The sequence below is a fragment of the Shewanella polaris genome (assembly GCF_006385555.1).
GTDB lineage: Bacteria > Pseudomonadota > Gammaproteobacteria > Enterobacterales > Shewanellaceae > Shewanella > Shewanella polaris.
Genome location: NZ_CP041036.1, coordinates 225,237 through 246,523 on the forward strand (window position 1 = coordinate 225,237; position 21,287 = coordinate 246,523).

At 41.4% G+C, this 21,287-nt stretch carries 16 protein-coding genes and 1 pseudogene; 10 read left to right on the top strand and 7 right to left on the bottom strand.

The genetic code is table 11. The features are described 5' to 3' along the window. Position 1: 1 nt before the first annotated feature. From cyoD to FH971_RS01000, 5 genes are all read right to left on the bottom strand, one after another. A complete protein-coding gene (gene cyoD, locus FH971_RS00980; RefSeq protein ID WP_137223784.1) occupies positions 2 to 331 on the bottom strand; it encodes a cytochrome o ubiquinol oxidase subunit IV in 330 nt (109 codons plus the stop codon). Then, positions 331 to 951 (bottom strand): cytochrome o ubiquinol oxidase subunit III, encoded by a 621-nt coding sequence (cyoC, locus tag FH971_RS00985; protein ID WP_137223782.1) that lies wholly within the window; start codon positions 949 to 951, stop codon positions 331 to 333. The genes cyoD and cyoC overlap by 1 nt, the downstream gene beginning before the upstream one ends. After that, positions 951 to 2,933, bottom strand: coding sequence for a cytochrome o ubiquinol oxidase subunit I (gene cyoB / locus FH971_RS00990; protein ID WP_140233026.1), 1,983 nt, complete (start codon positions 2,931 to 2,933; stop codon positions 951 to 953). Before cyoB ends, cyoC begins: the two co-directional genes overlap by 1 nt. Before the next feature lie 2 nt (positions 2,934 to 2,935). After that, positions 2,936 to 3,973, bottom strand: coding sequence for a ubiquinol oxidase subunit II (cyoA, locus tag FH971_RS00995; protein ID WP_140233027.1), 1,038 nt, complete (start codon positions 3,971 to 3,973; stop codon positions 2,936 to 2,938). Positions 3,974 to 4,155: 182 nt separating this feature from the next. Then, positions 4,156 to 4,488: a hypothetical protein gene (locus FH971_RS01000; RefSeq protein WP_240778419.1), complete on the bottom strand. Its 333-nt coding sequence runs from the start codon at positions 4,486 to 4,488 to the stop codon at positions 4,156 to 4,158. A 451-nt stretch (positions 4,489 to 4,939) separates the two neighbouring features. On the opposite strand from FH971_RS01000, the gene FH971_RS01005 reads away from it, so the two are divergent. From FH971_RS01005 to FH971_RS01020, 4 genes and pseudogenes are all read left to right on the top strand, one after another. After that, positions 4,940 to 5,224 (top strand): hypothetical protein, encoded by a 285-nt coding sequence (locus tag FH971_RS01005; protein ID WP_140233029.1) that lies wholly within the window; start codon positions 4,940 to 4,942, stop codon positions 5,222 to 5,224. Positions 5,225 to 5,269: 45 nt separating this feature from the next. Further along, positions 5,270 to 5,524, top strand: coding sequence for a hypothetical protein (locus tag FH971_RS01010; protein WP_140233030.1), 255 nt, complete (start codon positions 5,270 to 5,272; stop codon positions 5,522 to 5,524). 664 nt (positions 5,525 to 6,188) lie between these two features. Next, positions 6,189 to 7,680, top strand: a pseudogene (locus FH971_RS01015) (SulP family inorganic anion transporter). Positions 7,681 to 7,709: 29 nt separating this feature from the next. After that, entirely contained in the window at positions 7,710 to 8,561 is an 852-nt protein-coding gene (locus tag FH971_RS01020) for a universal stress protein (RefSeq protein ID WP_240778420.1), read from the top strand. A 282-nt stretch (positions 8,562 to 8,843) separates the two neighbouring features. Here the strand turns inward: FH971_RS01020 and FH971_RS01025 are convergent, their stop codons facing one another. Beyond that, a complete protein-coding gene (locus FH971_RS01025) occupies positions 8,844 to 10,220 on the bottom strand; it encodes a lyase family protein (protein ID WP_140233031.1) in 1,377 nt (458 codons plus the stop codon). An 87-nt stretch (positions 10,221 to 10,307) separates the two neighbouring features. On the opposite strand from FH971_RS01025, the gene acnA reads away from it, so the two are divergent. Both acnA and FH971_RS01035 read left to right on the top strand, forming a co-directional pair. After that, on the top strand, positions 10,308 to 13,043 hold the full coding sequence (gene acnA / locus FH971_RS01030) for an aconitate hydratase AcnA (protein ID WP_140233032.1): 2,736 nt from the start codon (positions 10,308 to 10,310) through the stop codon (positions 13,041 to 13,043). Between the two features lie 1,120 nt (positions 13,044 to 14,163). Continuing rightward, positions 14,164 to 16,329 (top strand): EAL domain-containing protein, encoded by a 2,166-nt coding sequence (locus tag FH971_RS01035; RefSeq protein WP_167495968.1) that lies wholly within the window; start codon positions 14,164 to 14,166, stop codon positions 16,327 to 16,329. Positions 16,330 to 16,488: 159 nt separating this feature from the next. Here FH971_RS01035 and FH971_RS01040 read toward each other — a convergent pair whose 3' ends face one another. Next, positions 16,489 to 17,460: a GGDEF domain-containing protein gene (locus FH971_RS01040; RefSeq protein ID WP_140233034.1), complete on the bottom strand. Its 972-nt coding sequence runs from the start codon at positions 17,458 to 17,460 to the stop codon at positions 16,489 to 16,491. A 683-nt stretch (positions 17,461 to 18,143) separates the two neighbouring features. Here FH971_RS01040 and FH971_RS01045 point away from each other — a divergent pair. The 4 genes from FH971_RS01045 (at position 18,144) to FH971_RS01060 (ending at position 21,276) form a co-directional block, all read left to right on the top strand. Then, entirely contained in the window at positions 18,144 to 18,833 is a 690-nt protein-coding gene (locus FH971_RS01045) for a VIT1/CCC1 transporter family protein (RefSeq protein ID WP_140233035.1), read from the top strand. A 153-nt stretch (positions 18,834 to 18,986) separates the two neighbouring features. Continuing rightward, complete coding sequence (locus FH971_RS01050; protein WP_240778475.1) at positions 18,987 to 19,601, top strand: DUF4937 domain-containing protein; 615 nt, start codon at positions 18,987 to 18,989, stop codon at positions 19,599 to 19,601. A gap of 71 nt (positions 19,602 to 19,672) precedes the next feature. Beyond that, positions 19,673 to 20,329, top strand: coding sequence for a Bax inhibitor-1 family protein (locus FH971_RS01055; RefSeq protein WP_137223767.1), 657 nt, complete (start codon positions 19,673 to 19,675; stop codon positions 20,327 to 20,329). 257 nt (positions 20,330 to 20,586) lie between these two features. Further along, entirely contained in the window at positions 20,587 to 21,276 is a 690-nt protein-coding gene (locus FH971_RS01060; protein WP_137223766.1) for a DUF2238 domain-containing protein, read from the top strand. Positions 21,277 to 21,287: the final 11 nt, after the last annotated feature.

Genomic DNA, 21,287 nt, shown 5'->3' on the forward strand with positions numbered 1-21,287 from the left:
GTTACATCATCAATTCATTGGCTGCGTAGATAATCCACACAGACAAACCCACAACCATGACAATAATCAAGGCCGTGAATAAGAACGAGAATGTATTGATTCTGCCTTCTTTAGAAAAATCTAAATGAAGGAAGTATTTTAAATGCACCACGATTTGTACTATTGCCGCTACGACTACAATCCATAAGGTGGTGTCATGAGTAAAGCTGTGAGTCATTACCGACCAAAATGGAATACCGGTTAAGACCACCGATAATACAAAGCCGACGAAATAAGATTTAACGCTAGCGGCAAAATCGCCTTCGCCGTGACTTGAATGTGCATTGCTCATCACAAGACTCCTAACAAATAAACAACAGTAAACACACACACCCACACGATGTCTAAGAAATGCCAAAACAAACTTAAGCAACTTAGGCGAGTGATGCTGCGATTATTTAAACCGCACTTGATGACTTCAACCATCATAACCAGCATCCAAATTAAGCCCGCGGTAACATGCAAACCATGCATGCCGACTAAGGCAAAAAATGCTGATAAAAAGGCACTGCGATCTGGACCATTGCCGTGTTCAATCAGGTGACTAAACTCGTACACTTCCATCGAAATAAACGCACAACCTAATGCGAAGGTGACCAGCAACCACATTAATGTGGCGGCCTTCTTTTGGTGTTTAGCGCAAATCATGGCAAAGCCATATGTAATACTACTGACCAACAAGGCGGCGGTTTCGATAAGCACGAAATCTAATTCGAAAATATCTTTACCCGACACACCACCATCGGTGTTCATATACAGGACTGCATAAGTCGCAAAAACAGAAGCGAATAAAATACAGTCGGTCATTAGATAAATCCAAAAACCGAATAAAGTGCTACCACTAGTGTCATGTTCATCATGGTGATCTGCAGCGTGAGCCACGTGTAAATCTGCTTTAATAGCAATACTCATTATCGACCCCTTGCTACGTTATCTATGTATGCATTTTCAATACGCGCGACTTCATCTGGCTGCACGTAGTAGTCAACATCATTGTCGTAAGCACGCAGTAAGAACAACACAAACGCACCCGCAAATCCGACAATGGCTAACCACCAAATATGCCAAATAGCAGCAAAGCCCATCGCGGTAATAGCCGCTGCCATTAATATTCCGCTAGCAGTGTTTTTAGGCATATGAATAGGCTGGTATGTTTCACGACGTTGATAGGCTGTGCCTTTTTCTTTCATGTCGGTGAACGCATCAATGTCTGTTACGGGATCTAACTGGGCATAGTTATAGAACTGTGGTGGTGAAGAGGTTGACCACTCAAGCGTATGGCCATTCCATGGGTCGCCTGTTGTATCAAGGTTTTGTTCACGGTCTCGGAAGCTCACATACAGTTGCACAAACTGTAAAATGATACCGACTAGAATGACAAAGGCACCCACAACCGCAAAATAAATCCAGAAGTTCCACGCTGGGTTATCGGTATGATTAAGACGACGTGTCATACCCATAAAGCCAAGCACGTACAGCGGCATAAAGGCCAAATAGAAGCCAATTTGCCAGCACCAAAAAGATGCTTTTCCTAAACGTTCATTGAGTTTGAAGCCCATTGCTTTAGGGAACCAGTAGGCAAACCCTGCCATGTAGCCAAATACCGCACCGCCAATAATGGTGTTATGGAAATGGGCGATTAAAAACAAGCTGTTATGCAGTACATAATCAGCGCCCGGTAATGCTAACAATACTCCGGTCATGCCGCCGATGGTGAAGGTCACCATAAAGCCTAAGGACCACAATACTGGCACGGTAAAGCGTAAACGACCGCGATAAATGGTAAATAACCAGTTAAACAGTTTTACCCCAGTCGGCACCGCAATCACCATGGTCATCACCCCGAAGAAGGCGTTAACGTTAGCGCTCGACCCCATGGTAAAGAAATGGTGTAACCACACAATAAAGCCAAGTACTGAAATGGCACCCGTTGCCCACACCATAGAGGTGTAACCAAATAAGCGCTTCGAAGTAAAGGTTGAAAACACTTCAGAGAAAATACCGAAAGCCGGTAATACCAAAATGTATACTTCAGGATGACCCCAAGCCCAAAATAGGTTGATGTACATCATGGCGTTACCGCCACCATCATTGGTAAAGAAGTGGAAATCTAAATAACGGTCTAAGGTCAACATACCTAAAACAGCGGTTAAAATTGGGAATGACGCAACGATTAGCACGTTAGCCCAAGTACAAGCCCAGGTGAAAATGGGCATTTGCATCAGCTTCATGCCCGGAGCACGCATTTTTAACACAGTGGCGATAAAATTCACCCCGGTTAAGGTTGTCCCGATACCGGATATCTGTAAGGCCCAGATATAATAATCAACCCCCACCCCCGGACTGTACGCCAACTCTGACAAGGGCGGGTAAGCGACCCAACCAGTCTTGGCAAATTCACCTAATCCAAGCGATATGTTAATTAACACAGCCCCAGATGTAGTGAGCCAAAAACTTAAGTTGTTTAAGAATGGGAATGCCACATCGCGGGCACCAATCTGCAGCGGTACGACCAAGTTCATTAAACCAATCATAAATGGCATCGCCATAAAGATAATCATAATCACACCATGGGCGGTGAAGATTTGGTCGTAATGTTCTGGTGGTAAATAACCCGCTGCGCCATTAGTGGCAAGAGCTTGCTGGGTTCGCATCATAATCGCGTCAGAAAACCCACGAACCAGCATTACCATCGCTAGCACGATATACATAATACCGAGTTTTTTGTGGTCAACTGAGGTTAGCCAGTCGTGCCAAAGCACACCCCATTTTTGATGTTTAGTGATTAAGGCCGCAATAATGACACCAATAATAGCGACAGCCGCGAGGGTCACCATGATAATCGGTTCATGATACGGAATAGACTCGAGTGTTAATTTTCCAAGAAATGACATGATTACTCCGCCTCCCCAGAAGCAATCGAAGAATGCTCTGTGGTTGAGTGTGTAGGGGATTGTCCAGAATGTGGTTCAGCGTCTGTGTCAGTCATGTGCTTCATGTTTTGCATATGCTGGGTATGATCCATACCAGACATTGATTCCATATTGCCCATGTCGTGCATGCCTTCCATACTGCCCATTGATTTCATGTTCGAGTCTGGATGCATGTACTGCATAACAATGTAATTAAACATGCCGTGTTGCACTGACCCATAATATTGAACAGGGTTGTTTTCGCTTTTTTGGGCTAGTTGCTTATATTGCTCAACATCCAAGGTGTTACCTTGTTGTTTTACCTTAGCAACCCAGGCATCAAAATCTCCTGCTGTTGCAGTTGCAATGGCATTAAACTTCATTCCGGTAAAACCAGCACCACTGTAGTTAGCTGAAATACCTTCAAAAGTGCCAGGCTCATTAGCAATAAGGTGTAGCTTGGTTGCCATGCCTGCCATTGAGTAAATTTGGCTGCCTAACTGCGGAATGAAAAATGAATTCATCGCCGTGTCTGAAGTGATTTTGAAGTTAACTGGAACATTGGCAGGGAAGGCCAATTCGTTAACCGACGCAATGCCATATTCTGGATAGATAAATAACCACTTCCAATCCAGTGACACCACTTCTACGGTAACGGGTTTAGCGTCATGCACTAGCGGTTTATAGGGATCTAAATCGTGAGTCGAATTCCAAGTGATAACACCCAAAATGATCACAATAACAATCGGGATGACCCACACGACAACTTCAATCGCGGTTGAGTGTGCCCATTTAGGCGCATAAATTTCTTCATCGCGGCCATCACGATATTTCCATGCAAAATACAAAGTCATGAAAATGACTGGAATGACCACAATCAGCATCAGCAATGTCGCCACAATAATGAGATGCTTCTCATCTATGCCGATCTGGCCTTTGGGATCCAGCACGCCGCCTTCACAACCCGCGAGCATAAATGCTAATGCAGCCAGCGCTAGTTTACTTAAATTTCGAATTAACAAAGGAAGATTCCTCTCACCTTAAAAGCTTACTACCCTGCCAATAGGGGTAATCGGCAGTTGCAGAATAATCATCGAACGCAAATAACCGCACCCAAGGACTAACCCAAATCAACTATCAGTGATTTTGGCGTAGCTCTTAAGGCAATATCGATTTTGAGAATGATGTAGTTAAATTAAAAAATTTAAGCTTGTAGAGGTGGGGCGCGGCAACCGTGTGCCGTGTATTCAAGAGATTTAGGGACAACAACAGATAAGGCACTTAACGCGTAACTAAGTGCAAGGAGATTACAAAATGTAGAATTGAGGTTGAATAAACGCCAAAATTGGTCGATAACCAACGGATTTAATATCAGCAGACCCAGTAAGCTAGCGCCCATAATTTCAGCTAATAAGGTGTCAATAACGGCAATAAATTCACTGATATCGACAACATGTCCCATCGACATAGATAATGAATCAGCTAAAGGCTGCAGCAACAGTAACCCGAAACACAAGGTTAAATGTGCTTTACTCAATTTGGAAAGCCTTGCGACACGATTAAGCGGCTTAGCAAGGTATTGGTAGCAGGTTAATTTCAACAAACGTTTCCGGCTGAGCTTAAAGGAGTGGGCAGTTGAATCAACAGATCCAGCTAGTAATTATCATTGGCAGGAGAATAACAATAAGGGGCTAGTAATTGGAAGTGAATCACGCTAGGGGAACCATGAAATTATTAAATAAATCTTAATTGAAACAGTATTTTAACTAAAATATTACATGTTTAACCACATTATTACGATTAAAGATCCCAATAACGACAATAATGTGATGTGTGGCACTTAATTCTGTCGGCTAATGTGGGCTTTTTAGTGATAATGTATTTTAGCTTGCATAGCTTATGCATTTATCGCAGCGCTTATTGATTAATGTAGAGTCACTTTATGGTCTTTAAATTTGGGCGGTAAATTTTGGTATCAAGGAGAACCCATGAAATATCATTTGTTGTTATTTTTATCTTTACTGACATTTGGGGCGAACGCTCAATTAGATGTTGAGTTAACTAGCCATACAGACAAAGAAAAATTGAAACAGTTACAATTAGAACGAGTGACTCAACAATATGATTTAGCCAAATGGACATTTACAGACAAGGTACTGATAGATGAGTCGGCAACAAGACCATATAGTCACCCAACACTAACGATCACTGTAAGCCGCCCAAGCGATGATGGTTCATTTTTATCGCAATATTTGCATGAACAAATTCATTAGTTTGAAGACTCTCGCCAAATAGAGGTCAATAAGGTGGTTGCTACATTGAAGCAAAAGTACCCCAATGCACCAATTACTGGACCAGAAGGTGCTGATGGTGTGTTTTCAACCTATTTACATCTTGCGGTTTGTCTACTGGAGTACGATGCACTTACAGAGTTGCTAGGCAAACAAAAAGCTAATGAGGTGATATCGACTAACTCCAAGTATTTCTATAAATGGATTTATCGAACCGTTTTAGCCGATCCAGAGTTTATTCGGAATGTGCTGAAGCAAAGTGATCTTTATATTAACGAGTAATAGCCTTAGTAAGCCATGTAGTTAAACAGTACCCTAGGTTAGCAACGTTAGGCTGAGTTAATCTGATTAAAGTGTTACTCTTCATTTTTATACTATTGCGGTCGAAAAATAATAATTTGGCGTGTTTACGATAAATTAAATAACAAACTACCAATAATCATGTTGTTAAATTTATGGTTGCCAAAAAGTCGTTGCCTTTACCTATTTAGTCGAAATAAAGTTTTCTCTCAGTTTATCGTAAAAAAAACTCAATTAATCAAGGGATATAATGACTTTTATGTCATAAATAAGACTAATCTGACCATAGCCAGCGTAGTGGTTATTTATTTATGCATTTTGACTTTTAACCCGTTCAGCGCTATTCTTCTGCGCTGTTTTAGGTTGTACTTGTATAATTTAAAATCAAACCTTACGCATATAGCGTTTAACGAGGTTATTTTTTATAATGAACATTAAGCCGCATTAGTTAATCCTTCCTTCTTGGATCACTACGATCCATCTGTAGTGGCTACCTGCTTGGTGGTTGTTTTGCTTTACCCCCATAATCCCAATAACATCTCGTCGTTTGACGAATTAAAACCTTAGTTGGTGTGCGCAGATGTATATGTCTAGCGTTGACGGGTGTTGTTGGAGTAAATGACTAATTTTAAACAGAGTGAATAACATGATACAAACCATGAAGAAAGAGTGGTTCTCCAACATACGCGGAGATCTGTTAGCCGGTATTGTGGTTGCACTGGCGCTAATCCCAGAGGCAATAGCCTTTTCTATTATTGCAGGGGTAGACCCTAAAGTCGGCCTATATGCTTCGTTTTGTATTGCGGTTGTGATTGCCTTTACTGGTGGTCGTCCTGGAATGATCTCTGCTGCAACAGGTGCTATGGCACTATTAATGGTGACCTTGGTTAGGGAGCACGGGCTTGAATACTTACTCGCGGCAACCCTATTAACAGGTGTGCTGCAAATAGTTGCTGGTTACTTAAAGCTAGGTAATTTGATGCGTTTTGTTTCGCGCTCTGTGGTCACAGGCTTTGTCAATGCGCTGGGCTATTTTAATCTTTATGGCTCAAGTGCCAGAGTTAATTGACGTGACTTGGCATGTGTACGCCATGACCGCAGCAGGGCTTGGTATCATCTACTTATTCCCGTTAATTCCTGTCATTGGTAAATCCTTACCTTCGCCTTTAGTGTGTATTGTCGGACTGACCATTGTTGCGGTGTTTATGGGTATCGATATCCGCACCGTAGGTGATATGGGCCAGCTGCCTGACACCTTACCTATTTTCCTTTGGCCTGAAGTGCCATTAACCCTTGAAACCTTAATGATCATCTTTCCTTATTCAGCGGGTCTTGCCGTAGTGGGTTTGTTGGAATCGATGATGACAGCCACAATTGTTGATGACTTAACCGATACTCCAAGTGATAAGAACCGTGAGTGTAAAGGCCAAGGTATTGCCAATATTGGTGCAGGTTTAATGGGTGGTATGGCTGGTTGTGCCATGATTGGTCAATCTATTATCAATGTTAAATCTGGCGGTCGCGGACGTTTATCAACATTCTCGGCGGGTGTCTTTTTGCTTATCTTGATCGTATTTCTCGGTGATTGGTTAAAGCTTATTCCTATGGCGGCATTGGTTGCGGTAATGATCATGGTATCTATAGGTACTTTCTCTTGGGATTCGATTCGTAATCTTAAACATCACCCAATGTCGACTAACCTTGTGATGGTGGCCACGGTTGTGGTGGTTGTTGCTACCCATAACCTCGCGATTGGGGTATTTGTAGGGGTATTACTGGCATCGTTATTCTTTGCTAATAAAGTCGGTCGATTTATGGTGGTTAAAAGTGCAGAAACCACAGCTGAAACGGGCCGTCATTATCAAATTATTGGCCAAGTCTTTTTTGCTTCTGCCGATAAGTTCAGTAACTCATTTGATTTTAAAGAAGTGGTTGAGAAGGTGACTATTGATTTATCACTGGCACATTTTTGGGATATTACCGCAGTATCGGCACTCGATAAAGTGGTACTTAAATTCCGTCGTGATGGAACCGAGGTTGAGTTAATCGGCCTTAACGAAGCCAGTTCAACTATTGTCGATAAATTCGGGGTGCACGATAAGCCTGAAGAAGTTGAAAAAATGATGTCTGGTCACTAAGCCCTGAGCAACACAATATAAGGAAAATAATGATGAAATATGTGATTGCCTGTATCGACGGTTCAAAAGCAACCTTAGCGGTATGTGATGCCAGTGGATGGGCGGCGATGCAATTAAATGCCCCTGTGACCCTACTACATGTATTAGATAAATCGCTTTACCCAACACAGTTGGATTTATCGGGAAACATCGGTTTAGGTACGCGTGAGCATCTACTTGATGAGATGGTTATCCTTGAAGGCCGCCGAAGTAAACTGGCACTTGAGCAAGGTAAGTTTATGCTCGAAGATGCTAAAAAGCGTGTCGTTGGGCAACAACCTACAGCATTGGTAGAAACGCTACAGCGACATGGTGACTTAGTTGAAACCTTGTTAGAGCAAGAACCTAAAGCAAGGTTGGTCGTGTTGGGCCGCCAAGGCGAACAACATCAAGAACATGCTATTGGCAGCCATTTAGAAAGTGTTATTCGCACTCTTAAGCAACCTATTTTAGTGGTCATGGCTGAATTTACCGCGCCAAAGCGATTTATTTTTGCTTACGATGGCAGTGCAACAGCTAAAAAAGCCCTTAATCAAGTGGCTACGAGTCCGATGCTAAAAGGCTTGGAATGCCACTTGGTGATGGTGTCTGACAATGAATCCCAAGCGACAACTGAACTGGCAGCAGCGGCAGACTCTTTGAGTAACGTAGACTTTAGCGTGATCACCGCCGTATGTAAGGGCGAGGTGCAAGCGGCTTTAGAAGCGTATCAAGTCGCTAACCAAATAGATTTGATGGTGATGGGCGCTTATGGTCACTCACGTATTCGTGAGTTTTTTGTGGGTAGCAATACCACCAAAATGATCAGCAAAAGCCGCATCCCACTGCTATTGTTGCGTTAATCGTTAATCGTTAATCGTTAATCGTTAATTGCGAATTGTTAGTTAGATTCATAAATAAACGCTATGCAGTGATTACTCTGCATAGCGTTTTTTTATACTCTCGACGAGTCTTGTTAGTGTGATATGTCGATTTACGGGGTTAAATAACCTCAGTTCGGAATATAAAATGGTAATCAAACCGTTCTGTGCCCTGCTAACCGTGTTTCATTAACGTGCAATAAACCCGTTATTAATGCTTGTTAGTCATAAGAGACTGCACATTATTTTCTAGTTTGTGGCCTGTTACTTATGGGGCTTTGCAAGATGTAATGGATCGAGTATTGCTTTTAGTTCATCTTCGCCAAGCTTAGTTTCTTCAAGTGCAATAGCTAATACTGATTTATGTTCTTTATCTGCTCGTTTGGCTATTTTAGCGGCCATATCGTAACCCACCACTGAATTAAGTGCGGTAGCCAGAATGGGGTTTTTCTCCAATGCTTGGGTTAAATGCTCGGCATTGAGCGTAAACTCGGCAAACACTTTGTCGGTCATGGCTTGGCAAGCATGGGTCAATAAATCAATGCTGGACAGTAGCTTGTCGGCAATCAGTGGCAACATGACATTTAATTGAAAATTACCCGATTGAGCCGCGATAGTTATGGTGGCTTCATTACCTATCACTTCAGCGGCAATCATGGCTACAGCTTCTGGGATCACGGGATTAACCTTGCCGGGCATTATCGATGAGCCGGGTTGCAGTGCCGTTAAGCTAATTTCTTGTAATCCTGCAACCGGGCCTGAGTTCATCCAGCGCAAATCATTGGCAATTTTCAATAACGTGACAGCTACTCCTTTGAGCGCTGAAGCCATCGCTAAGGTGTGATCTTGGCTACTCATATATAACGCAGGCATAACCGCCGCTTGCCATGGGATCTGATCTTGCTGTTGTAAGTCATCACAAGCCAGCTTGGCAAAACGCGGGTCACAATTAACGCCAGTGCCAACCGCTGTGCCGCCCAAAGGTAGGTTATGTAAGCTGAGTTCCGCCTGTTGGATCTTAGCCTGAGCAGCATTGAGTTGCTGTTGCCAACATAACAACTCTTGCCCCAAGGTAATTGGCATTGCGTCCATTAAATGAGTACGTCCGGTTTTGACCAGATTTGAATGTTGTATAGCCAAATCCGCCAATCTGTCGCTTAGATCTGTAATGGCTGGGTACAGTTGAGCCTTTAAATGCCGCACTGTGCTGATGTGAATACAGGCGGGCACCACATCGTTACTGCTTTGGCCCATATTGACATGATCATTAGGGTGAACTTTTACCTGCAAAATGACGCTGGCAAGGCTGGCAATCACTTCATTAATATTCATATTAGAACTGGTGCCAGAACCTGTTTGGAACAAATCTAGCGGAAAGTGTTTTGAAAAATCAAGCTTCTTACTGGCGACAATTGCTTGTTGAATCGCGGTGGCCATGGCGTTATCTAGCAAATCTAGCTGGCTATTAGCCTGTGCTGCCGCTGATTTTATGTCGAGTAGGGCGAGTAAAGCTGGCGTCGGAAAGCGCCGATCTGAAAACTGAAAGTTATTCAGTGCTCGTTGGGTTTGCGCTTGGTAATAAACATCATTTGGTACCTCAATTTTCCCCATACTGTCATGTTCTATACGCATTTTGCTCATAGTTTTTTTCCGGGTCGATTTTAGATTCGAATATGTTAGGGTAACCTTAGCATGAAGTGCCAATAAACGTTTATAGGGAGATCAGTAATGAAAAATTCTATGCAATTATTGAAACAACTTGAGAGTCACGGAAAAACTTTCAAGTATTACAGCTTTGATCGACTAGCCGAACACTACGATTTATCTCGCTTACCTTTTGCCGCTAAAATCTTATTAGAAAACCTACTGCGTTATGAGAACTCTGAATTTGTTCAGCCTGAGGATATTGATATCTTGGCCCGCTGGGATCTAGATAACTGGTCTGAAACTGAAATTGCTTTTGTGCCCTCTAGGGTTATTTTACAGGATTTTACCGGTGTACCTTCGGTGGTCGATCTGGCCGCAATGCGTGACGCGATTGAGACATTAGGTGGTAATGCAGACGCTATTAACCCACTCAATCCTGTGGAGCTAGTCATTGACCATTCAGTGATGGTTGATGTGTTTGCTGAATCCGATGCACTACAAAAAAATACCGCCATTGAAATCCAACGAAACCGCGAGCGATATCAGTTTTTGCGTTGGGGTCAGCAAGCCTTTGATAACTTTAAAGTGGTGCCGCCAGGGCGCGGTATCGTACATCAAATCAATCTGGAATATCTGGCGAGAGTGGTTTTTGTCAAAGAGGATGAAGATAATCTATTGTACCCCGATACGTTAGTTGGGACCGATTCTCATACTACTATGATCAATGGTTTGGGTGTATTGGGCTGGGGTGTGGGCGGCATAGAAGCAGAGGCCGCAATGTTAGGCCAACCTGTTACCATGCTGTTACCCGAGATTGTCGGATTTGAGTTTATAGGTAAATTACCTGCTGGGGTTACCGCCACCGATCTGGTTTTGACGGTCACCGAACAATTACGAGCATTTGGCGTGGTAGGTAAGTTTGTTGAGTTTTTTGGTACTGGTGTCGATCAATTGACCCTAGCCGATAGGGCGACCATAGCCAATATGGCGCCAGAATACGGTGCTACTTGCGGCATTTTCCCGATTGATCAACAAAGCTTGGATTATTTAGCACTTACGGGTCGTGATCCTGATCGTATCGAGCTAATAAAAGCTTATCTTAACGAGATGGGCATGTGGGCTAGCGCATCGGATAACAAAGCTTGTTATCACGCCCGTTTGCAATTAGATTTGAGTAGTGTTGTGCCTTCTATCGCTGGCCCTAAAAGACCGCAGGACAGAATTGCACTTGATCAAGCCGGAATCAGTTTTCGTCATTGGTTGGATAGTCAGATCCCTGTTAGCCAAATCGACGCCGAAGGTAAAGACGAGCTGGCAAGCGAGGGTGGTCCCTCTGTACAAGTGCCAGTTGCCGATGGTAGCACTGGTGTCGCTTGTCGTTATCGAGATAAAGACTTTATCCTCGAAGCTGGCGCGGTGGTGATAGCCGCGATTACCAGTTGTACTAATACCTCCAATCCATCAGTGTTAATCGCCGCCGGACTATTAGCCAGAAATGCTCGCCAAAAAGGCTTGCAGGTTAAACCCTGGGTAAAAACCAGCTTTGCACCGGGCTCACAGGTGGTGACAGATTATTTAATAAAATCGGGTCTTAATGTCGATTTAGATGCCTTAGGTTTTCAGTTGGTTGGCTACGGTTGTACCACCTGTATTGGTAATTCAGGCCCTTTACCTCAACCCGTTAGCGCTGCGATACAACAGGGCAGGTTGAAGGTGTGTTCGGTGTTATCAGGCAACCGTAACTTTGATGGCCGCATCCATCCAGAAGTTCAAGCCAATTATTTAGCATCGCCGCCGCTGGTGGTGGCATATGCATTGGCCGGTAATATGAAAGCCGATATGGTCACCGAGCCTCTGGGTGAAGATGCCAATGGCAAAGCTGTCCATTTAAAAGATATCTGGCCAGACAATCAGGAAATCCAACAGGTTATGGCCAGCGCCGTGCAAAGCGAAATGTTTGTGTCGCGTTATGCCGATGTTTACAGTGGCGATGCTGACTGGCAAGGATTAGAAGTGGTCCAGAGCCAGAAATATAACTGGCCAGATTCTACCTATGTCAAACAACCACCATTCTTTAATGGGATCAGTGCCGAGGTTCCAACAATAAAAGCTATCGACAATGCCCGTTGTTTACTTAAGTTAGGTGATTCGGTCACTACCGACCATATTTCACCAGCGGGATCTATTGCACCAGACAGCCCTGCTGGAGACTATTTACAGCAAGCTGGAGTCGCCATTAAGGACTTTAACTCTTACGGTTCACGCCGTGGAAACCATGAAGTGATGATGCGTGGCACTTTTGCCAATGTAAGGCTAAAAAATCTGCTGGCTCCTGGAACTGAAGGTTGTTGGACTCGCTTAATGCCTAACGGTGAGTCTATGACCGTATTTGATGCCGCCATGCAATATCAACAGCAAGGTACGCCTTGTATTGTATTAGCGGGTAAAGAATACGGCACGGGTAGCTCGCGAGATTGGGCCGCCAAAGGACCTGCACTGTTGGGTGTTAAAGCGGTTATAGCGCAAAGCTATGAACGTATTCATCGCTCGAACCTTGTTGGAATGGGGATTTTACCTCTGCAGTTCATGCCAGATGACAGTGCTGAGTCACTAAAGCTTACTGGTGAAGAGCAATTCAGTATTCCTGCAGTGAGTGCCGGCCAGAAAACCGTTAAAGTGACCGTGACCAACAAAGCGGGTAAGCATCATTCGTTTGAAGCTAAAATCCGCATTGATACTCCTAATGAGTTCAGTTACTACCAAAATGGTGGCATTTTGCATTATGTATTGCGCAATCTAGCTAAGTCGTCTAGCTAAGTCATTTGGGTTCTCGCTAAGGTTATTATCTACTTTAGATAGCATGTAAATAGGTTCAAATTTAACGATTTGGACCTTTTTTATGCTATGAAAGCAATATGTGCGGTATAGCGGTATATAAGGTCACATAGTGACTTTATATACTAACCAGATGTACGAGGGTTATTATTCGAAGCGGCTCACGCGCATTAGCTCAATCGACGGGAATAGATTTTTACCATTAAAATTGCGAATGAACCATTAATATATTGCCATTTTGTCTGATGTGATATGTAGGTGAACCAATGGGTAGTTAATGTGTTTGAGGTTAGTTTTGGGGTTACGCTTTTTGTGATATTTCGACTAAGTTAAGTTAGTGATAGTAGATCAGTTCGAGTTGTGAACCCGAGGTAACCATCAGAGAACTATAGCGTTTTGGAGATTTTTTTAGATTATCCAGGGGGTTTTTCTGATTAAATCGTAGTATATTGATATCACACTTGTTATTAAATCTAGTTTTTTTGGATTAAATGGATTAGGTTAAATAACGCTATATGGATTTATGAATTTTAAATCAAACGGTTTGTAGTGGCATTCCTAAAGCGTGTATTCAGATAGAGGCAAGCTAGGTAATTGGAAATGCTAATCAAAGAGCATGAACTAGTTTTATTCTGAGAAAAGTAATGCCCTTATATTTAAAAGAATTGACTGATTTTTATGCTTGTAAATACTCAGAGAAAATCTTAAATAGCAAATGAGGCTACATCATGGACGACATATATAGAAAGTAAGTACAGCCGTTTTCATCGTATCAGACACGGTATACGTTGGTGCTGAACTAACCGAGTTGGGAGTATTATTTTTTGGTGATTTTTTACTCATTCTTTTTTATGCTCTTATTCTTTTATGGCTTGAGCTTCATTTGCCCTTCTTTAGTTAGTGTTTTTTCTATCCAGTTTTCAATTGAATCCTTATTTGAAGAATATCGATGGTCATACAATCCAAACCCCGACTCAATAATGCGATTAAACAATAACAATGAGGGACTTTAATGACGGTTAACCTCATTTATTCCATAACACTTATCTTATCGCTGAGTTTGTTATATGGGTTTATTGTTAATTATTTTTACGCGAACAAAATGACTAAGCAAATATTGTCTGGTGCATTATTTGCTGGTATTTGTATTTTTGGTATGATTTATCCTATCTATATGGACTCTGGGGTTATTGTCGATCCTCGGTCCGTGGTTCTGGGTATAGCAGGTCTCTTCGGTGGTCCAGTTGTCGCAATTATTGCCGCCACCATTACAGCAGGTTATCGATTACTTCTAGGTGGAGGCGGTTTATACGTAGGCATAGGTATTGTCATAGTATCAACTAGCTTAGGATTAATTTATCGATATTGTGTTAAAAAAGACTGGGTAAAAATTAACTTAGTGCAACTCTTACTCTTTGGCTTATTAATACAAGTTATTGTATTAATAATATCAACCCAGTTACCTGCCACCGCGTTTGAGAAAATACTATCAACTATAGCCATCCCACGACTGGTTATCTTTACACTGGCTACGGCATTCCTAGGCTTACTGTTGAAAAATATGGATGACCGCCAGAACACAGAAATTGCGTTAAGAGAAAGTGAATCAAGACTATCACATCATCTGCAGAATACGCCTTTAGCGGCTATAGCATGGGACATCAACTTCAATGTCACCCAATGGAATAAAACAGCCGAAAAGATTTTTGGATACTCTGCCGATGAAGCGATGGGACGTCATCCCATAGATTTGATCCTAATCGATACATCTAAAATACAGATTGATCAGGTTTATAAGGACTTATTGGAACATAAAGAAGGGACGCGAAGAAGTAATTACAATATTACTAAAGACGGCAAAAAAATTGCTTGTGAATGGTATAATACGCCAATCTTGGATACCGCAGGCAAGGCGATTGGGGCAGCCTCTTTGTGTGAGGATATTACTGTCAGAAAACAATCTGAGCAGTTGATTTGGGAGCAGGCACATTACGATTCACTTACTGGATTAGCTAATCGCCAAATGGCGAGTTTAGATCTCGAGAAAGAAATTAAAATAGCTAAACGGTCGAATAAAAGTATCGCATTATTATTCTTTGATCTAGATGGTTTTAAAGATATTAATGACACTATGGGTCACGATATTGGTGACATTCTTCTGGTTGAAGTGGCAAAACGTTTACTCAATCTTACTCGAGATGTCGATACCATTGCCCGACTTGGAGGCGATGAATTCGTTCTGATAATAGGCGGACTTGATAGCCCAAGTTGTGTAGATCGAATTGCGAGTAACTTACTTAAAAAAATGTCTGAGCCTTTTACGTTAGGTCAAAATAAAGCTTATATTTCTACTAGTATTGGGATCACATTTTATCCACAAGATGCTTCTGATCCTGTTGAAATGCTAAAAAATGCTGATCAGGCAATGTATGCCGCCAAAAGTAATGGGGGGAATAGTTTCCAATATTTTACCCCGTCGATGCAGCAGAACGCAGTATCTCGCATGTCTTTGATTAGTGATTTACGTATAGCTATAGCAGCCAATCAATTCCAATTACATTACCAACCAATCGTAAACTTAATCACTGGTGATATTTATAAAGCTGAAGCTCTCATTCGTTGGCAACATCCAGTAAGGGGTTTAGTTGGACCAATCGAATTTATTCCTATTGCAGAAGAGACCCAATTAATCGTTGATATCGGTGATTGGGTATTTCGTGAGGCCGCTCAGCAGTCGGCTCGCTGGCGCACCGCCATCGAGCCAAGTTTCCAAATTAGTATCAATACTTCGCCAGTACAATATAAGAACGATGCTTTTAGCGCTAAAGATTGGCTTGACTATTTAGACGCTCTTAAATTACCCGGTGATGCCATTATGGTTGAAATTACTGAGGGAGCATTGATGGAATATGGAAGCAGTATCGACCAGAAATTATTTGACTTCAGAGATGCAAATATTCAGGTATCACTAGATGATTTTGGTACTGGGTATTCATCACTTTCTTCACTAAAAAAACTCGATATTGATTATCTGAAAATTGATAAATCTTTTGTGGATAATTTGGCGCCCCATTCTAATGATCTGGCTTTGTGCGAAGCAATCATTGTAATGGCACACAAACTTGATTTGAAAGTCGTTGCTGAGGGTGTCGAGAACGAAGAACAAAGAGACTTGTTAATAGCTGCTGGCTGTGACTATGCGCAGGGCTACCTATTTTCTAAACCATTACCAGCGATAGAATTTGAAAAATTATTAAAGTCTAGGTGAGAATCATGTGCCTCGACTGAATATTTAAACTAGTCAACGTTACCTATGAACAAGTTCTTTACGCTTACTACAGACAGGATTAAATGTGTCTAATACATGACGATATAATTAATTGTATCTTTTATAGGTGTTACATATTTTGATAAATAAATACTACTATCAGTTGCTAAAGACAGCGCAGTCACGACCTTTAGCCTTAGCGAGATAGAGCGCTTCATCTGCACGTTGTAGCCAAGTATCTGCTGTTGTACCTGGAACCCAGGAAGCAACACCAAATGACACCGTTATTTCTTTGCCATCCGGTGTTGTTAACTCTTTTTTTATTGTCGTTCTAAGGTTATTAATAAACACATCAGGTTGATCACTGACCTCAGGGATTAATAGCACAAACTCTTCGCCACCGAATCGATAAAGCCGATCGTATTTACGAATGTGCGAAGTGGCAATCGTAACAAAATCTTGTAGTACTTTGTCACCAACAGCATGACCGTATTTATCGTTGACCATCTTAAAGTAATCTAAATCGAGAATGGCTAACAAATGCTTAATACCGTTACGCTCGGCGTTGGATATTGCCGCTGTCATATCTGATCTCATGGCTCGGCGATTAAATGCACCGGTTAATGCGTCCACAGTATTGAGTGTTTCCAGTAAGTGAAACTGCTTCAAACCATGGCTGGCATAAACGAAGGCACTTAATGACAACATCGAGGTTGTTACAATGAAAGATTCTTCTGAAATGGTGTTAAAAACGTCAGATAATTCTACGATAGAAATGCCAGCAACGACATTAATGCAAAAGGCTTCAACTGGTTTTACCAAAATAAAAGTGCTTGCGAAGACGGGATAAATCCACAAAAAACTATCTATTCCATTAGCAATAACAATGATGACTACACCGGTATTAATAAATACTGCTATTACAGCGCTTAAAATTCGGATTTTTTTGGAGTAATACGCATAAGCAACTAGCGATATGATGCCCAGTATCAGCATCATATCAATGATGGCTGCGACGATGTTGCCCGCTAGATAACGTATAACTACAAACGGAAAAATGCCTAGCACAGCGACAGCGCTGAGTAGCAACAATAACGACAGTTGATATTTTTCCTGTAGCTGATTGATCATAACGCTCTCGCAGTAAATTGAATAATTATGTTTAATCAGGTTGACGGGGTTCTCAAACAAAAAGCTTTTTTGCTTGAGAACCCCGTCAACCTGTTTGCTCTAGAATACTATACAATCAGAGATTTCATTCTACCTAAATCTGGATAGGCTGGTCTTTTCGCAATTACATCATTAAAAATGCCTTAATCGTCATCTCGGTTGGATGTGAATAACCAAGTCGAAAATAACCGAACCAATCACAATTACAATATTTCGAATGTGTTTATGATAATCATTATATATGAGAAACCTTAATTAGCTCGTTTCTAAAAAGTATTAATAAACGATGAGTTTGAATGTAGTTTAATTTTTTCTTGCCATTGTGATGGGCTAAATTAGGCATTCATTGAGTGTAATTATTAAATGGGCTAGACTCGAAAATGGATGATATAACACTTGGATGACAAAGGGATTTCGATGAGAAACTTACCAATACCCCATCATCAATTGATCGACATTTGCTCTGAAACTCTTAACTAGCATCAACAAAATCGCCAAAGTAAAAGCATAATCCGTAAGTTAAAGCCATTAATCTGAACAAGACATCGACCCAGTTCAATAAGTGATTTGTAGTTTGAAAAGAGCGCAACGCATAAAGACTAAAATGTTAGTTGTAAAATAACTATCAATTATCGAGGAATATTATGGTTTATCATGAACCACATAAATCACATCGTGCAGGTTGGTTACGCGCAGCAGTGCTTGGCGCAAACGATGGTATTGTTTCAACCGCAAGTCTTATTATTGGGGTGGCAGCCGCTAGCACAACACACCAAGGTGTCATCCTCGCAGGTATTGCCGGATTGGTTGCTGGGGCTATGTCGATGGCTGCTGGTGAGTATGTTTCCGTTAGTTCGCAATCAGACTCGGAGAAAGCAGATCTTGTACTTGAGAAAAATTCATTAGAGCAGAATTATGAATTTGAAAAAAATGAGCTTGCAAAAATATACGAAACTAGAGGTGTTGATCCTATTTTAGCCCAACAAGTTGCAGTGCAATTAATGGCACATGATGCGCTTGGTGCACACGCTAGAGATGAAATAGGGATTACCGTTATTGGCAATGCTAAACCCGTTCAAGCGGCATTTTCGTCTGCAAGTACTTTTACCGTAGGAGCCGCATTGCCATTATTACTTGCTTGGGTCATTCCGGGAGATCAACTTATTCCTGCTGTTGCATTTTCTTCGTTGGTTTTTCTCGCTTTCCTTGGTGGCATAGCTGCATGGGTAGGTGGTGCCCCCATTTCTGTAGGTGCTATCAGGGTGACTTTTTGGGGCGCGCTAGCAATGGCCTTAACGGCTGGCGTGGGAAGTATATTTGGGGTGGTGGCATAGTGCTATGCCTTGGGAACATATAACCTATAACGATACAATTTGAGTTAACAATGTATTAGTCTGTTTTTTGCTAAAACAACCGTGCCTTAAATTATTGATTGAGTTGCTCGCATGGTTATTAGACATTAAGGGTTACATTTGACTATTGCTAAATTGATTATTTGTGATGTAAATAGCGACAAGAGAGGCGATTTCTCTACAAGCCAATGTTCGTGGGCTCAACTATCTAATTGTGATGGATTTGGTGGGCAAGCTGGCGGATGGGATGATTCATCAAGCACTGCGACGATTCTAGGATTCTGGGAGTCTCAACGTCATGTGGGTGAATTCATGAAAAGCATCCATGATGAGATCTTTAAACGTAATAACCAGGAAAGTACCTACAACAGTTGTTCTGTTGATTACTTCGAATTAATTTCAATCATTTCTGGCTCAAATGTAAACTTTTCTCATGGTGGATTATTTAGCATTATCTACTGCTCTGGTGTTACCAACCTTGATAAGTTTACTCGAGATCAAGAGGCTATTTGGAATTCCCCACGGTTACAGCAATCTGGAATGTTAAGCGCTCATATTTGGCGTCATATTACTCTTGAGGATAACTACATGGTCGTATCCCATTGGGAGTCGAAGAATGCCCATGAGCAATACTTGAGGGATATGTCTTTAACATTGAGACCACAAGCATGCCCGTCTGATTACGTAGAAACAATATCCAGCAGCATAGTTGAGCTTGAAACCTTGTGGAGCATTGTTCCAAACAAGTAAATTAGTTGGAAAGTGTAATGCTTTGAGGTTATTTAAATTAAGTGCTTTACCTACAATAACGAGGAAGAAAAATGGAATTAGGTGTATTTGAACGAAGCAGTACCACTGACCCTATCATTAGTGCTACCGCCTATAATTTTGCTATCGGTTTAACCCTCTGCTGGGGCTTTGCAATAAACTGGTTAATGGTGACCAACATTGATCCTCAATCAATTGCAGATATCAATCCGTGGATTTTCTTTATTGGGTACTTCGCTTCATGCTTTTTTGGTATTTATCTTTTTAATAAGTCCAATAATCCACTGGTTAGTTTTATAGGTTACAACTTTGTTGTCATCCCGTTTGGTCTTATTATCAATTTGGTAGTAAGTCGCTACGATGCTTCCATTGTATCTGAGGCTATACGCATCACAGGTTTAGTGACTATTGGTATGATGTGCTTAGGGTCTCTATTTCCCGCTTTTTTCAAAAAAATAGCTGGTGCACTCACCATTGCTCTGTTGCTTGTCATTGTGGTGGAGCTTATTGAAATATACGTATTTGGTATCCACCATGGAATAATTGATTGGATAGTGGTGCTTATTTTCTGCGGATATATTGGCTATGACTGGGGCCGGGCTAATCAAATACCTAAAACAATAGATAATGCTATTGATAGCGCGGCAGCGTTGTACATGGACATCATCAACTTATTTCTTCGTATTTTAAGAATACTTGGGCGCAAGTAAGTTCACTTCGTGATTGTGAAGTAAATAGGGAGAATGTTGTTTATGGGGTTATGGGAGAAAAATAAAGCGTATTATCTTCATTATTAATCTATAAATGCATTTTAGTCGGACTAAAATAATGAATTTGTAAGTCGTTGTAGGCGTCTGTTGTCCTCCCGTTTGTGGTGTGATTAGACGTGATTGAACCCTACATGTTATGGATGAGAATAAATTTACAGCTGACTTTTGGGTCCCTATAAAAATAGCGTTAATTCAGAATGGCCAAAAATACTATGGTACATAAACGATACTTTCTAATCCTTTCAATCATTTTTGGTATTGAATGCTTAGTCATTTCTATATCGCCTTATGATCGAGCCGATTGGGCGCTTGAGAATGTATTAGTTGTCTTATCTGCCATCTTCATTTTTTTTACGTATAAGAAATGTCCATTATCGCGACTCTCTTATAGTTTGATATTTGTATTTATGAGCTTACATGAAATTGGTTCATATTATACTTACTCCAATGTTCCCTATGATGCATTTTTAACATCATATTTTAATTTTAGCCTTAATGAATATATGGGATGGACCCGGAATAATTTTGATCGATTGATTCATTTTGCATACGGTTTTTTGTTGGCATACCCAGTGAGAGATTTGTATTGCCGGATTGCAGGTGTGAAAGGGTTTTGGAGCTATTTAACGCCTTTAAATCTTATTATGGCAACATCCATGCTATATGAACTGGTTGAGTGGGGTGCTGCAGAGGTATTTGGTGGCGAGTTAGGAATGGCATATTTAGGCACACAGGGAGATATTTGGGATGCACATAAAGATATGGCAATGGCAAGTCTTGGCGGTTTTATAGCAATGGTGATTACACTTGTTATTCATTCTCGAATTCAAAAAGACTTTCGAGAACAATGGCGATTAAGTTTAACAGTAAAACATAACAGGGATTAAGCGGGAGAAAG

Excerpts from the sequence above, each read along its gene's own strand:
- cyoD (WP_137223784.1), bottom strand. The coding sequence starts at position 331 with ATGAGCAATGCACATTCAAGTCACGGCGAAGGCGATTTTGCCGCTAGC.
- cyoC (WP_137223782.1), bottom strand. The coding sequence starts at position 951 with ATGAGTATTGCTATTAAAGCAGATTTACACGTGGCTCACGCTGCAGAT.
- cyoB (WP_140233026.1), bottom strand. The coding sequence starts at position 2,933 with ATGTCATTTCTTGGAAAATTAACACTCGAGTCTATTCCGTATCATGAA.
- FH971_RS01005 (WP_140233029.1), top strand. The coding sequence starts at position 4,940 with ATGAAATATCATTTGTTGTTATTTTTATCTTTACTGACATTTGGGGCG.
- FH971_RS01020 (WP_240778420.1), top strand. The coding sequence starts at position 7,710 with ATGATGAAATATGTGATTGCCTGTATCGACGGTTCAAAAGCAACCTTA.
- FH971_RS01025 (WP_140233031.1), bottom strand. The coding sequence starts at position 10,220 with ATGAGCAAAATGCGTATAGAACATGACAGTATGGGGAAAATTGAGGTA.
- acnA (WP_140233032.1), top strand. The coding sequence starts at position 10,308 with ATGAAAAATTCTATGCAATTATTGAAACAACTTGAGAGTCACGGAAAA.
- FH971_RS01035 (WP_167495968.1), top strand. The coding sequence starts at position 14,164 with ATGACTAAGCAAATATTGTCTGGTGCATTATTTGCTGGTATTTGTATT.
- FH971_RS01040 (WP_140233034.1), bottom strand. The coding sequence starts at position 17,460 with ATGATCAATCAGCTACAGGAAAAATATCAACTGTCGTTATTGTTGCTA.
- FH971_RS01045 (WP_140233035.1), top strand. The coding sequence starts at position 18,144 with ATGGTTTATCATGAACCACATAAATCACATCGTGCAGGTTGGTTACGC.
- FH971_RS01055 (WP_137223767.1), top strand. The coding sequence starts at position 19,673 with ATGGAATTAGGTGTATTTGAACGAAGCAGTACCACTGACCCTATCATT.
- FH971_RS01060 (WP_137223766.1), top strand. The coding sequence starts at position 20,587 with ATGGCCAAAAATACTATGGTACATAAACGATACTTTCTAATCCTTTCA.